The organism is Mycolicibacterium rutilum (assembly GCF_900108565.1).
GTDB lineage: Bacteria > Actinomycetota > Actinomycetes > Mycobacteriales > Mycobacteriaceae > Mycobacterium > Mycobacterium rutilum.
Genome location: NZ_LT629971.1, coordinates 593,765 through 606,614 on the forward strand (window position 1 = coordinate 593,765; position 12,850 = coordinate 606,614).

Sequence of the window (12,850 nt, forward strand, 5' to 3'; positions counted from 1 at the left end):
CCGAAGCCAAAACTCGGCTGACACCCCGACCATCTGTTCCCCGGTTGGCGGCCGCGCGCCGTCAGCCCAACCGATCGGAGTGCCCTGCTCGCCATCCTGGTTGCTCACGCGGTCGCCACCGCGCTGGCGCCCCTGCTTGTCTACAGGTGGGGACGGATGGCGTTCTATCCGCTGGCGCTGGTGCCGCTGGGCTCGCTGATCTGGGTCGTGCTGAACTGGCCCGGGGCGGGCCGCTCGACGCGGGTCGACATCGCGTGGGTGCCCGAACTGTCGATGGACATCAACCTGCGCTTCGATTCGCTCGCCGCGATCATGAGCGTGCTGGTGCTGGCGATCGGCGCGCTGGTGCTGTTCTACTGCGCCGACTACTTCCACCACCACGACGGCCGCAAGGAGAACCGGCTGCCCAGCTTCGCCGCCGAGCTGGTCGCGTTCTCCGGCGCCATGTTCGGCCTGGTGACCAGTGACAACACGTTGCTTCTCTACGTGTTCTGGGAGATCACCACGGTGCTGTCGTTCCTGCTCGTCGGCCATTACGCCGAACGCATCACCAGCCGGCGCGCGGCCACGCAGGCGCTGCTGGTCACGACGTTCGGCGGGCTGGCGATGCTGGTGGGCATCATCATCCTCGGCGAGACCGCCGACACCTACCTGCTCTCGGAGCTGGTCGCGTCGCCGCCGAGTGGCGTCGCGGTGTCGGTGGCCGTGGTGCTGGTGCTGATCGGGGCGCTGTCCAAATCGGCAATCGTGCCGCTGCACTTCTGGCTTCCAGGTGCGATGGCCGCGCCGACACCGGTCAGCGCCTATCTGCACGCCGCGGCGATGGTGAAGGCCGGCGTGTACCTGATCGCCCGGATGACGCCCGGCTTCGCCGACGTGGCGCCGTGGCGGCCGATGGTCGTCTCGCTCGGCCTGCTGACCATGCTGCTGGCGGGCTGGCGCGCGGTCCGCGAATACGACCTCAAGCTGATCCTGGCGTTCGGCACCGTCAGCCAGCTCGGGCTGATCACCGTGATGGTCGGCACCGGCGGCAGCGACATGATGCTCGCCGGGCTGGCCATGCTGGTCGCGCACGCCATGTTCAAGGCGGCGCTGTTCATGGTCGTCGGGATCATCGACCACATCACCGGCACCCGCGACATCCGCCGACTGGCCTGGCTCGGCGACCGGGCCCGCCCCCTGCTGGTGATCGCGATCGGCGCGACCGCGAGCATGGCCGCGCTGCCGCCGTTCTTCGGTTTCGTCGCCAAGGAGGCCGACCTCGAGACGGTCCTGCACAGCCCGTATCTGGGCACCGCGGCGCCGTTCGTGCTCGCCGGGATCGTGCTCGGCTCGGTGTTCACGACGATCTACAGTTTGCGGTTCCTGTTCGGCGCGTTCGGCCGCAAGGGCCGAACCGAGCCGAGCACCCGGGTCGCCGAGATGCACCGCCTGGAGATCCCGTTCATGATCGCGCCCGCGATCCTGTCCGCGGCCGGTCTGGCGTTCGGCATCTGGCCGGTGGGCATCGGCGACGTGCTCGACCGCTACGCCGACACCGTGCCCGGCGGCGACGACGGCTACTACCTGGCCCTCTGGCACGGGGTGAACCTGCCGCTGCTGCTGTCGGTGCTGGTGGTGGCGACCGGTATCGCCGCGTTCGCCGGCAGGCAGCGGCTGCGCACGATGCGCACGATGCGCGAACCGCTCGGCAACGCCGACCACGTCTACGAGGCCGTCGTGCGCTGGCTCGATCGCTGGTCGGTGGAGCTCACCGCCGTCACGCAGCGCGGTTCGATCCCGGCGACGCAGTCGGTGATCCTGTCGACGCTGGTGCTGGTACCGACGGTCGCGCTCGCACTGGGCGCACGCGACCGGCCGAACTTCGCGCTGTGGGGGTCACCACTGCAGGTGGTCGTCGGGCTCATCATCCTGTCCGCGGCGGTGGGCGCCCTGGTGATGCGCAACCGCCTGGCCGCCGTGCTGCTGGTCGGGGTGACCGGCTACGGCTGCGGCGCGATCTTCGCGCTGCACGGTGCGCCGGATCTGGCGCTGACGCAGTTCCTCGTCGAGACGCTCACCCTGGTGATCTTCGTGCTGGTGCTGCGCACGCTGCCCGCCGAGGCCGACCGCGGACACATCAAACGGCACCGCTGGCCGCGCGCGGTGCTGGCGCTGTCCGTCGGCGCCGTGGTGACGATGCTCGCGGCGTACGCCATGGCCGCGCGCACCGGCATCCCGATCGCCGCGCTGATCCCGGACGCGGCCTACGAACGCGGCCACGGCGCCAACGCGGTCAACGTGCTCCTCGTCGACATCCGCGCCTGGGACACCATGGGCGAGACCATGGTGCTGCTGGTCGCGGCGACGGGCGTGGCGTCAATGGTGTTCCGGCACAGGCGGTTCGGTGCACCCCCGCGGGTGTCCGATGCGGGCCAGCCCGACATCGGCCGGCTCCCGGCGGTGTTGAACACCAGCCCCGCGGTCGGCGACGTCACCTGGCTGCGCGGCAGCGAGCTGCGCGACCCGCGGCACCGCTCACTGATCCTGGAGGTCGCGACCCGGATCATCTTCCCGCTGATCATGGTGCTGTCGGCATACTTCTTCTTCGCCGGCCACAACACCCCCGGCGGCGGTTTCGCCGGCGGCCTGACCGCGGGCCTGGCGCTGGTGCTGCGCTATCTGGCCGGCGGCCGCTACGAGCTGGGCGAGACCCTGCCGCTGGACGCCGGCAAGATCCTCGGCGCCGGGCTCACACTGTCGGCGGGCACGGCGTTGGCCTCGATCCTGGTGGGTGCGCCCGCGTTGTCGTCGGCGCTGATCGAGGTCGACGTGCCGGTGCTCGGCCACGTCAAGTTCGTCACCGCACTGTTCTTCGACCTGGGCGTCTACCTGATCGTCGTCGGCCTGGTGCTCGACGTGCTGCGCAGCCTCGGCGCGCGGATCGACGTCGAACTCGGCGAACAACGGGAGACGGCGGTGGTGACCCGATGACCACCTCGTTCGTCCCCCTCGTCCTGCTCGGCGGTCTCACCGCGGCCGGGGTGTACCTGCTGCTCGAACGCAACCTGACCCGAATGCTGTTGGGCCTGTTGCTGATCAGCAACGCGATCAACCTGCTGATCCTGGTGGTCGGCGGCCGGTCCGGCAGCCCGCCGATCCGGGGGCGCAGCAGCAACAACAGCAGCATCATCGCGGATCCGTTGGCGCAGGCGATGATCCTGACCGCGATCGTCATCACGATGGGAGTCGCGGCGTTCATCCTTGCGATGAACTACCGGTCCTACCGGTTGACCACCGAAGAAGAAGTCAGTGACGACCCCGAGGACGCCAAGGTCTCCGAGCTGGCGGCCAAGGACAGCGCCGCAGTCGAGGAGGACGTCGCGCATCCCGACCCGGCGCGAGACACCGACGGCCCCGACGAGCTGGACGCGCTGCCCGGTTACGAGGGGTCCAAATGAGTATCACCGCGGCCCTGATCCCGCTGCCGGTGCTGGTCCCCACCATCAGCGCGGCGGCGACGCTGATCGCCGGCCGTCGCCCGCGACTGCAGCGCAGCATCACGCTGGCCGCGCTGTCGATCGTCGTCGCGGTGTGCTGCGCGCTGCTCTACCTCGCCGACCGGGACGGCACGCTCGTCCTCAACGTCGGCGGCTGGGGCCAGTCCATCCCGGGCATGGGTCCGCTCGGCATCACCTTGGTGGTGGACCGGCTGTCGGCGCTGATGCTCGTGGTGTCCTCGATCGTGCTGCTGGCGGTGGTCTTCTACGCCATCGGCCAGGGCATCCGCGACGGCGACGAACGCCAACCCGTGTCGATCTTCATGCCGACCTACCTGGTGTTGTCGGCGGGTGTGTGCATGGCGTTCCTCGCCGGCGACCTGTTCAACCTGTTCGTCGGGTTCGAGGTGCTGCTGTCGTCGAGCTATGTGCTGCTGACCATCGGTGCGAGCAAAGACCGTGTCCGCGCGGGCATCTCGTACGTGATGGTGTCGATGGTGTCGTCGCTGGTGTTCCTGTTCGGCATCGCCCTGGTCTACGCCGCCACCGGAACCCTCAACCTCGCCGAGATCGCGGTGCGCCTCGACGACGTGTCCAGCGGGACCCGATCGGCGATGTTCGCCGTGCTGCTGGTCGCGTTCGGCATCAAGGCCGCGGTGTTCCCGCTGTCGGCCTGGTTGCCGGACTCCTATCCCACCGCACCGGCACCGGTCACCGCTGTGTTCGCCGGCCTGCTCACCAAGGTCGGTGTGTACGCGATCATCCGCGCGCACTCGCTGCTGTTCCCGTCCGGCGGGCTGGATCCGGTGCTGCTGGTCGCGGCCCTGCTCACCATGCTGATCGGCATCCTCGGTGCGATCGCGCAGAGCGACATCAAGCGGCTGCTGTCGTTCACGCTGGTGAGCCACATCGGCTACATGGTGTTCGGGATCGCGTTGTCCAGCCAGCTCGGTATGTCGGGGGCGATCTACTACGTCGCGCACCACATCCTGGTGCAGACCACGCTGTTCCTCGTGGTGGGGTTGATCGAACGCCAGGCCGGGGCGTCGACCATGCAGCGGCTCGGCGGGCTGGCCGCCGCGAGCCCGCTGCTCGCGTTCGTGTTCGTCGTGCCCGCCCTCAATCTCGGTGGGATTCCGCCGTTCTCCGGGTTCATCGGCAAGGTGGCGCTGCTGGAGGCCGGCGCGCAGGACGGCTCGGTGCTGGCCTGGACGCTGGTCGGCGGCGGTGTGGTGACCAGCCTGCTGACGCTGTACGTGGTCGCCCGCGTGTGGACCAAGGCGTTCTGGCGGTCCCGCGAGGACGCGCCGGAAGGGCACCTGTCGGCCGCGTCGCCGTCGGCGCTGCTCGACGAACCCGAGGACATCGAGTTCGTCGACCGCGACCACGTGGGCCGGATGCCCGCCGGCATGGTCGCGCCGACCGGCGCGCTGATCGCCGTCGGCCTGGCGCTGACGATCTTCGCGGGACCGATCTTCGCCTACAGCGAGCGGGCGTCCGGTGAGGTGCTGGACCGCGGGCAGTACATCACGGCGGTGGTGGGAACCCGATGAGAAGTATCGTGTTGCGCGCCTGGGTGCTGTGCTGGCTGGTGCTGGTCTGGGTGCTGTTGTGGGGCAACCTGTCTGCGGCCAACGTGCTGTCGGGATTGGCGGTCGCGCTGCTGATCACGCTGCTGCTGCCGCTGCCCGCGGTGCCCGTCGAGGGCAAGGTGCACCCGCTATCGCTGCTGTGGCTCCTGCTCACCGTCGCCTACCGGCTGGTGCTGTCCTCGGTGCAGGTGGCGCTGCTCGCCGTCAAACCCAGTCCGCCGCTGTCGGCGGTGCTGCGTGCGCACCTGTCGGTGAAGTCCGATCTGGTGCTGGCGCTGGCGGTCAACATCTTCAACCTGATCCCCGGTTCGATCGTGCTGGAGATCGACCAGTCCCGTCGCATGCTCTACATGCACGTGATCGATGTCGGCTCCGACCGCGCGGTGAGCCGGTTCTACGCCCAGATCGCCGAGGTGGAGCGACTGCTGGTGCGGGCGTTCGAACGCGAAGAGGACTGGCGGCCCACGACGAACGGACGCGACGCATGACGGTCGTCTGGGTGATCGCCGCGGTCATGATCACCGCGGCCGCCGCGATCACGATGTTCCGCTTGCTGGCCGGGCCGAGCACCCTGGACCGGTTGGTCGCCGTCGACACCCTGATCGCGGTGGCCATGTGCGGGGTCGGCATCTGGGCGGCATACAGCCTGGACAGCACCGTGACCTACGGGTTGACCGCGCTGGCGTTGATCAGCTTCGTCGGGTCGGTGAGCGTCGCGCGCTTCCGCGTGCCCGACATCAAGGACGGGCGGGGGCCGCGGTGAACGTCTACGACATCGTCACCGCCGTGCTGGTGCTCGGCGGTTCCACGCTGGCGTTGACCGCCGCGATCGGGGTGGTCCGCTTCCCCGACACGTTGACCCGGATGCACGCCGCCTCCAAACCTCAGGTGCTCGGACTGCTGCTGGTGCTCGCGGGCGCGGCGATCCGGCTGCGGGGCAACGCCGACGTCGGGATGCTGCTGCTCGCGGGGCTCTTCACCGTGATCACCGCCCCGGTCGTCGCCAACCGGGTTGGCCAGCTCGCATACCGGGAACAGAACGTCCGAGACGATCTGTTGACGGCGGACGAGGCGAACGAGTTCGCCGAGCGGACGGAAAGCGGTGCCAATGACCAGGACTGACGGCGACACCTGGGACATCACCGAGAGCGTCGGCGCGACGGCGCTGGGCGTGGCGTGGTCGCGGGCGCAGGAGAAGGACACCGAGTGTCCGTTGTTCATCGATCCGTTCGCCCAACTGTTCATCGACGCCGCCCTCGAGCGCGGCTGGCGGCTGCCCCCGGCGCACATGCTGGACCGGATCCGGGCGATCGGCGGGTACGCGGCGTCGCGCACCAAGTGGTTCGACGAGTTCTTCGTCGCTGCGGGTGCCAACGGCATCGACCAGGTGGTGATCCTGGCTGCCGGGCTGGATGCGCGGGCGTGGCGGCTGCCGTGGGTCGACGGCACCGTCGTCTACGAGATCGACCAGCCCAGGGTGCTGGGGTTCAAGGCCGAGACACTGCGCAAGAACGACGTCTCGCCGGCGACGACGTACATGCCGGTGCCGATCGATCTGCGCGACGACTGGCCGCGGGCGCTGCGCGACGCCGGCTTCGACCCGACCGAGCCGACCGCGTGGGCCGCCGAGGGGCTGTTGCCGTATCTGCCTGCCGCCGGACAGGATCTGCTGTTCGAGCGGATCTCCGACCTCAGCGCGCGGGGCAGCCGGATCGCGGTCGAGGCGTTCGGCGCCGACTTCTTCGATCCGGAGTACCTGGCCAGCAGGCGCGAGAAGCTGCGCGCGTCCCAGCAGGACGGCGACGCCGACGACAGTGCGTTCGACGTGGCGGACATGTGGTTCATCGAGGACCGCACCGAGGTGGCCGACTGGCTGGCCGAGCACGGCTGGGACGTGGCGGCCGTCGAGGCCGCCGATCTCATGGGCCGCTACGGCCGTTGCGCGGCCGGCGAAGTCGACGACGCCACGCCGCGAACGGTTTTCGTCGAGGGCCAGCGCAGCTGCTGACCTACTCGCCGGACAGCTGGAATTCGACCATCGCGGTGACGGTCTCCACCGCGTCGGCAAGAGCCGCAAGCCGGTCGGCGGGGCTCGGCGCGGCCAGCACCGCGTACCGGTCGGCCTGCCCCATCGGCAGCCGGGATGCCAACGCGTACAACCACTTCCCGACATCCCCGGATGCGTCGGCGCCCGCCACCACCTCCCGGGCGTCGACCTGGGCGCCGCGCGCCGCGGCGATCCGCTCGAACAGCGCGACCATCCGGTCCTCCACGGCGCGGATCGCGTCGGTGTCGACGGGGCCGCCGGGCTGATCCGGCCACGGCTCGATCGCCGCCCGCGGATACGGGTCGTCGGGCTGCCATTCCAGCACCCGGATACGTTCGCCCATCACGCATTTCAGGCGGTAGCGACCGTCGCCGTGGTCGCCGACATCGGTGATGTGCGCCAGCGCGCCCACGTCGCTGCGGGTGTCCCCGCCACCGACTTCGCGGCCGGCGGCGATCAGCACCACCCCGAACGCCGGGTCGGACTGGGCCAGGCAGTCGCGGACCAGCGCGGTGTAGCGGGGCTCGAAGATGCGTAGCGGCAGTTCCTCGCCGGGCAGCATCGCGACCTGCAGCGGGAACATCGGCATCGCCGGCATGTCAGATGTCCAGTTCGCCGATCAGCGCGTCGACCACGGCGTGCAGGTCGCCGTCGTGTTCCTCGGCGACACGGCGCTGCCGTTGATAGGACCCGCCGGTGCGGTAGATGTCCTCGACGCGCGCGAGTTCATCGGCGCAGTGCAGCGACGCCGCCACCGGTTCGAGCCGGTTCAGCAGGTCCTCGAGGTCGTCGGTCACCAGCCGCTCGTTGCTGTCGGCGTCCTGGATGATGATCGCGTCCAGACCGTAACGTGCTGCGCGCCACTTGTTTTCCTGCACATGCCACGGCGGCATGGTCGGCAGCGGCTCCCCCGCGTCGAGCCGGCGATCGAGGTCGACGACCAGGCAGTGGGTCAACGCGACCAACGCGCTCAGCTCGCGCAGGTTCGACACCCCGTCGAAGATCCGGATCTCGACGGTGCCGATGTGCGGCGAAGGCCGGATGTCCCAACGGATTTCGTTCATGTGGTCGATGATGCCGGTCTTCTTCTGGTCGTGGACGAAGTGCTCCCATTCGGCCCACGTCTGGAAGTGGAACGGCAACCCGGCCGTCGGCAACTGCTGGAACATCATCGCTCGGTTCGACGCGTACCCGGTGTCCTCGCCGTCCCAGAACGGCGACGACGCCGACAGCGCCAGCAGGTGCGGATAGTGGTTGAGCAGTGAGGTGTTGATCGCCATCACCTTGTGCGCCGAGCGCACCCCGACGTGCACGTGTACACCCCAGATCAGCATCTGCCTGCCCCACCACTGGGTGCGCTTGATCAGTTCGGCGTAGCGCGGTGCGTCGGTCAGGCTGCCCGGCGACCACTGGGCGAACGGATGGGTGCCCGCGCAGAACAACTCCATGTCGCGGTCGCGGACGATCCGGCGCGCGCTGTGCAGCGTTGAGCGCAGGTCGTCCATCGCCTCGGGCACCGAATCGCAGATGCCCGTGACGATTTCGACGGTGTTCCGCAGCAGCTCCTTGTGCACGTGCGGGGTGTCACCGAGTTCCTCGATGACGGCGGTCGCCTCGTTGCTCAGATCACGGGTCTGCGCGTCGACGAGCGCGAACTCCCATTCGACGCCGACCGTGGGCTTCGGTGAGCCCGCGAAATCGATGCGGCTGCTAGCCGGCAGAGATGACACCGCAAGCCACCCGTGCGCCGGCATCACCGGTCGCCAGAGTGGCCGCATCAGGCGGCGGATCGCCGTTGACCTGCTGGTAGCGCTCCGGCGGAATGTTGGCGAAGTTGTCGGCCTTCTCGTGGATGATGATGGCCGTCCCCGCACCCGAGGTGAGCTCCTCGGCGGTGAACGCGTCGGTGGTCGTCACCAGCTTCGCCGACCCGTCCTCGCGGACCTGCAGCGACGACAGGTCGCCGCTGGCGGGGTGGCCGCTGTGGCCGGGCACCTGGAAATGCCCACCGGCGGAGTTGAAGTTGCCCGGCGCGCCGCCGGTCGGGGCGACCGAGTTCGCCTCACACTTGCCGACCTGGTGGATGTGCATGCCGTGGAAGCCCGGGGTCAGCTCGCCCGGGGTGGTGGTCTCCACCGTGACCGTCGCAAAGTCGCCGGTGAACGCGATGTTCGCGGTGGCGACCGGGGTGCCGTCGGCGAGTTTCAGTTCGGCGGTGAGGGTCTCGCCCTGTTCGGCGGCTTCACCCTCCCCGGCAGCCTGCCCACCACCGTGACCGCCGCCGCCTTCGGCGGGCGGCGCCGACGGTGACGGCGAGCCGGTCCAGATCGACGGGGTCGTGCCGGGAGTGTTGCTCGGGATCTCGGGCGCGGAGCATCCGCTGAGCGCGAGAGCGGGAATGCTGAACAAGGCAGCGGCGGCGACGGTCTTGAACATGTGCAAGAGCCTAACCGGTGACCACCACGACCACGCCCGGCGGTTGCTCGGCGAGTGCGGGCACCCGCGGTTCGACCGGTGCTTCGAGCAGTCTGCCCACCTCCTCGGCGGCCTCACGCTCGCCGGGGGCATCGGAGAAGTACACCGTCGTCGCGGTCACGTCCGGCAGTTCGAGGTTGCCGGTGTCGGTGACGTTCCAGCCGGCGTCGCGCAGCCGGTTGGCGGCGCCTTCGGCCGCGCCCTGCACGGTCGAGATGTTGAACACCCGCACCTCGGCCCGCTCCGGTTCGGCCTCCGCCGGGGCACTGGTCGGGGTGCTGGTGACCGTGGAGGTGGCGATCGGTGACTGCGCGTCGGCATCGTCGTCGTCGGAGCCCATCGCCTGGAAACCCACCAACAGGAACACCACGCCCAGAAACAGCAGCACCATGACCATGGCGCGCAGGGGCAGACCGGACGAGTCTCGCTGGTTCATTGCGCCCACCTTATCGACCGGGCCCGCAGGCCTGGCGGAGAACCTCAGGTGACGTCGAAGCCGAGGCGGCGCGCCGCCCGCGCCTTCTGCCTGCTGGCCCGGAGCCGACGCAACCGCTTGACCAGCATCGGATCGGCCGCGAGTGCCTCGGGCCGGTCGACGAGCGCGTTGAGCACCTGGTAGTAGCGGGTGGCCGACATCGAGAACAGCTCTTTGATGGCGTCTTCTTTGGAGCCGGCGTACTTCCACCACTGTCGCTCGAAGGCGAGAATGTCGTGCTCGCGCCGGGTCAGTCCGTCGGAGAGTTCAGAGTTGTCCCCGGATTGCTCAGTCCGCGCGATCGCGCCGTCCATCTGGCTCTTGGACCCTTCCGACAACTTGAATGACATCGCTGTGGTTCGGCGCTCATTCAACCACGGGTTGGGCTGATGAGCGGTCCGACATGCCCGCGAGTCGGGCAGCGGAGATTGCCGACTTAAGATTTTCCGCATGGCCGTCGTTCCGATCCGCATCGTAGGAGATCCCGTCCTGCACACCGCCACCGAGCCGGTGCCCGTCGGGGACGACGGTTCCCTGCCGCCCGACCTCGCGGACCTCATCACCGATCTCTACGACACGATGGACGCGGCGAACGGCGTCGGCCTGGCCGCCAACCAGATCGGGGTGGCCAAGCGGGTGTTCGTCTACGACTGCGCGGAGGTGCGCGGCCGGCTGACCCGTCGGCGCGGCGTGGTGGTCAACCCGGTGCTGGAGACCTCCGAGGTGCCCGAGACCATGCCCGTCCCCGATGACGACGACGAAGGTTGCCTGTCGGTGCCGGGCGAGTCGTTCCCGACGGGCCGCGCGACGTGGGCGAAGGTGACGGGCCTGGACGCCGACGGCACCCCGATCACGCTCGAGGGCACCGACCTGTTCGCGCGGATGCTGCAGCACGAGACCGGCCACCTCGACGGGTTCCTGTACCTGGACCGGTTGGTCGGCAGGCATGCGCGCAGCGCCAAGAAGGCGGTGAAGTCGCACGGGTGGGGTGTGCCGGGGTTGTCGTGGATGCCCGGCAAGGACCCCGACCCGTTCGGTCACTGATGCAGGTGCCGCCGGCCGGGACGCGGGTGATCATCCGGTACCGGTTGCCCGCCGGCTCCGAGCCGCCGCTGACCGATGTCATCGGCCACCTGCTCGCCGACTATCCGAAACTGCAGGTTCGCACCAAACACGGCGAGATCGTCGACGTCGATCCCGCCGATGTCGTCGTGCTCAAGGCGTTGCCCCCGAAAACGGTGCGCACCGCCGACATCCGCAAACTCGAGTACGCCGCCGCGCTCGCGTGGCCGGGCCTGGAGCGCCGGTGGGTCGACGGCTGGCTGCTACGGGCCGCCAACGGACACACCCACCGCGGCAACTCGGCGGTGCCGCTGGGTTTCGACGCCGACGCCTCGGCGATCCCGACGATCATCGACTTCTACGCCGAGCGCGGGCTCACCCCGTGGTTGTCGCTGCCCGACCGGTTGTTCCGTCCACCCGAACGCCCGCCGCACCTCGAAACCGTCGTGATGGCAATCGAATTGGACGGCCCGCCGGAGGCGAGCGGGGTGCTGCTCGCCGGCTCACCCGATGCCGAGTGGCTGCGTCTGCTGCAGCGTGAGTTGCCCGTCGAGGTGCTGACCGCGGTCGTCGACGGGGAGGTCGTGTTCGCGACGGTCCCGGGTGCCGGCGTCGGGCGCGCTGCGGTCACCACGGCGCCCGACGGTGGGCGCTGGGTGGGCCTGTCGTCGGTGCGGGTGGACGAGGCGGCCCGCGGCCGCGGCGTCGCCCGGCGGTTGTGTACGGCACTGCTGGCGTGGGGCGTCGAGAGCGGCGCGACCCGCGGGTACGTGCAGGTGCTGGCCGACAACGCGGTGGCGCTGCACCTGTACGAGTCGATGGGTTTCGTCCCGCAGCACCGCAGCCGCTATCTCGACGCTCGTAGCCTGTAGGCCATGCGCATCGCGACCTGGAACGTCAACTCGATCCGCGCCCGGGTCGAACGTGTCACCGACTGGCTGCAGCGCGCCGACGTCGACGTGTTGGCGATGCAGGAGACCAAGTGCTCCGACGAACAGTTCCCGGTCATGCCGTTCCTCGCGGCGGGCTACGAGGTGGCGCACTGCGGGTTCAACCAGTGGAACGGGGTGGCGATCGCGTCGCGGGTCGGCATCGACAATGTCGAGGTCGGCTTCGACGGTCAGCCGACGTGGAGCGACAAGCCCGAGGTGGAGGCGGCCGCGGAGGCCCGCGCACTGGGGGCCACCTGCAACGGCGTGCGGGTGTGGAGTCTCTACGTGCCCAACGGCCGCTTCGTCGGCTCCCCGCACTATGCGTACAAGTTGGAATGGCTTGCCGCGCTGCGTGATACCGCGCACAAGTGGGTGTCCGACGAGCCGTCCGCGCCGATCGCGCTCGTTGGCGACTGGAACATCGCACCCACCGACGAGGACGTGTGGAGCGTCGATTTCTACCAGAACAGCACGCATGTCACCGCACCGGAGCGCGCGGCGTTCGACGCGATCGTCGAGGCCGGATTCACCGACGTGGTGCGGCCGTTCACCCCCGGCCCCGCGGTGTTCACGTACTGGGATTACACGCAGCTGCGGTTCCCGAAGAACCGCGGCATGCGGATCGACTTCATCCTCGGCTCACCCGCATTCGCACAGCGCGTCGCGCACGGCGAGATCGTCCGCGACGAACGCAAGAGCGGCAAGGACCGCATCGGGTCGCCCAGCGACCACGCCCCTGTGCTGGTCGAACTGACGTAGCCCGGACATGTCGGACGGCCGTGGCATGA

The 12,850-nt window shown here is 69.3% G+C and carries 15 protein-coding genes; 10 read left to right on the plus strand and 5 right to left on the minus strand.

Going from position 1 to position 12,850, the window contains the following annotated elements; translation table 11 throughout:
- The first annotated feature begins 84 nt into the window (after window positions 1-84).
- The 7 genes from BLW81_RS02930 to BLW81_RS02960 are packed head-to-tail and all read left to right on the plus strand — an operon-like array spanning window position 85 to window position 7,079.
- Entirely contained in the window at window positions 85-2,973 is a 2,889-nt protein-coding gene (locus tag BLW81_RS02930) for a Na+/H+ antiporter subunit A (RefSeq protein ID WP_083405905.1), read from the plus strand.
- Window positions 2,970-3,440 carry a Na(+)/H(+) antiporter subunit C gene (locus tag BLW81_RS02935; RefSeq protein WP_083405906.1) on the plus strand — a complete coding sequence of 157 codons (471 nt, stop codon included), beginning with the start codon at window positions 2,970-2,972 and terminating at the stop codon, window positions 3,438-3,440. Before BLW81_RS02930 ends, BLW81_RS02935 begins: the two co-directional genes overlap by 4 nt.
- Complete coding sequence (locus BLW81_RS02940) at window positions 3,437-5,032, plus strand: Na+/H+ antiporter subunit D (RefSeq protein WP_083405907.1); 1,596 nt, start codon at window positions 3,437-3,439, stop codon at window positions 5,030-5,032. The genes BLW81_RS02935 and BLW81_RS02940 overlap by 4 nt, the downstream gene beginning before the upstream one ends.
- Window positions 5,029-5,559, plus strand: a complete 531-nt coding sequence (locus tag BLW81_RS02945) for a Na+/H+ antiporter subunit E (RefSeq protein ID WP_083405908.1) — start codon at window positions 5,029-5,031, stop codon at window positions 5,557-5,559. The genes BLW81_RS02940 and BLW81_RS02945 overlap by 4 nt, the downstream gene beginning before the upstream one ends.
- A complete protein-coding gene (locus tag BLW81_RS02950) occupies window positions 5,556-5,834 on the plus strand; it encodes a monovalent cation/H+ antiporter complex subunit F (protein ID WP_083405909.1) in 279 nt (92 codons plus the stop codon). Before BLW81_RS02945 ends, BLW81_RS02950 begins: the two co-directional genes overlap by 4 nt.
- Complete coding sequence (gene mnhG, locus BLW81_RS02955; RefSeq protein WP_083405910.1) at window positions 5,831-6,193, plus strand: monovalent cation/H(+) antiporter subunit G; 363 nt, start codon at window positions 5,831-5,833, stop codon at window positions 6,191-6,193. The genes BLW81_RS02950 and mnhG overlap by 4 nt, the downstream gene beginning before the upstream one ends.
- Entirely contained in the window at window positions 6,180-7,079 is a 900-nt protein-coding gene (locus BLW81_RS02960; RefSeq protein WP_083405911.1) for an SAM-dependent methyltransferase, read from the plus strand. Before mnhG ends, BLW81_RS02960 begins: the two co-directional genes overlap by 14 nt.
- A 1-nt stretch (window position 7,080) precedes the next feature.
- On the opposite strand, the gene BLW81_RS02965 is transcribed toward BLW81_RS02960, so the two are convergent.
- The 5 genes from BLW81_RS02965 to BLW81_RS02985 are packed head-to-tail and all read right to left on the minus strand — an operon-like array spanning window position 7,081 to window position 10,382.
- Window positions 7,081-7,716 (minus strand): LON peptidase substrate-binding domain-containing protein, encoded by a 636-nt coding sequence (locus BLW81_RS02965; RefSeq protein ID WP_083405912.1) that lies wholly within the window; start codon window positions 7,714-7,716, stop codon window positions 7,081-7,083.
- Between the two features lies 1 nt (window position 7,717).
- A complete protein-coding gene (locus tag BLW81_RS02970; protein WP_157897556.1) occupies window positions 7,718-8,848 on the minus strand; it encodes a glutamate--cysteine ligase in 1,131 nt (376 codons plus the stop codon).
- Window positions 8,829-9,554 carry a superoxide dismutase[Cu-Zn] gene (sodC, locus tag BLW81_RS02975; protein ID WP_083405914.1) on the minus strand — a complete coding sequence of 242 codons (726 nt, stop codon included), beginning with the start codon at window positions 9,552-9,554 and terminating at the stop codon, window positions 8,829-8,831. Before sodC ends, BLW81_RS02970 begins: the two co-directional genes overlap by 20 nt.
- A gap of 10 nt (window positions 9,555-9,564) precedes the next feature.
- Complete coding sequence (locus BLW81_RS02980) at window positions 9,565-10,029, minus strand: LytR C-terminal domain-containing protein (RefSeq protein ID WP_157897557.1); 465 nt, start codon at window positions 10,027-10,029, stop codon at window positions 9,565-9,567.
- Between the two features lie 44 nt (window positions 10,030-10,073).
- Window positions 10,074-10,382, minus strand: coding sequence for a nucleoid-associated protein NapA (locus tag BLW81_RS02985; protein ID WP_064351385.1), 309 nt, complete (start codon window positions 10,380-10,382; stop codon window positions 10,074-10,076).
- 136 nt (window positions 10,383-10,518) lie between these two features.
- Between BLW81_RS02985 and BLW81_RS02990 the strand changes: the two genes are divergently transcribed.
- Genes BLW81_RS02990 through BLW81_RS03000 form a run of 3 tightly spaced genes read left to right on the plus strand, consistent with a single transcriptional unit; the run spans window position 10,519 to window position 12,821 of the window.
- Complete coding sequence (locus tag BLW81_RS02990) at window positions 10,519-11,112, plus strand: peptide deformylase (protein WP_083405916.1); 594 nt, start codon at window positions 10,519-10,521, stop codon at window positions 11,110-11,112.
- Complete coding sequence (locus tag BLW81_RS02995; RefSeq protein ID WP_083405917.1) at window positions 11,112-12,002, plus strand: N-acetylglutamate synthase, CG3035 family; 891 nt, start codon at window positions 11,112-11,114, stop codon at window positions 12,000-12,002. The genes BLW81_RS02990 and BLW81_RS02995 overlap by 1 nt, the downstream gene beginning before the upstream one ends.
- A 3-nt stretch (window positions 12,003-12,005) precedes the next feature.
- Entirely contained in the window at window positions 12,006-12,821 is an 816-nt protein-coding gene (locus tag BLW81_RS03000) for an exodeoxyribonuclease III (RefSeq protein ID WP_083405918.1), read from the plus strand.
- Window positions 12,822-12,850: the final 29 nt, after the last annotated feature.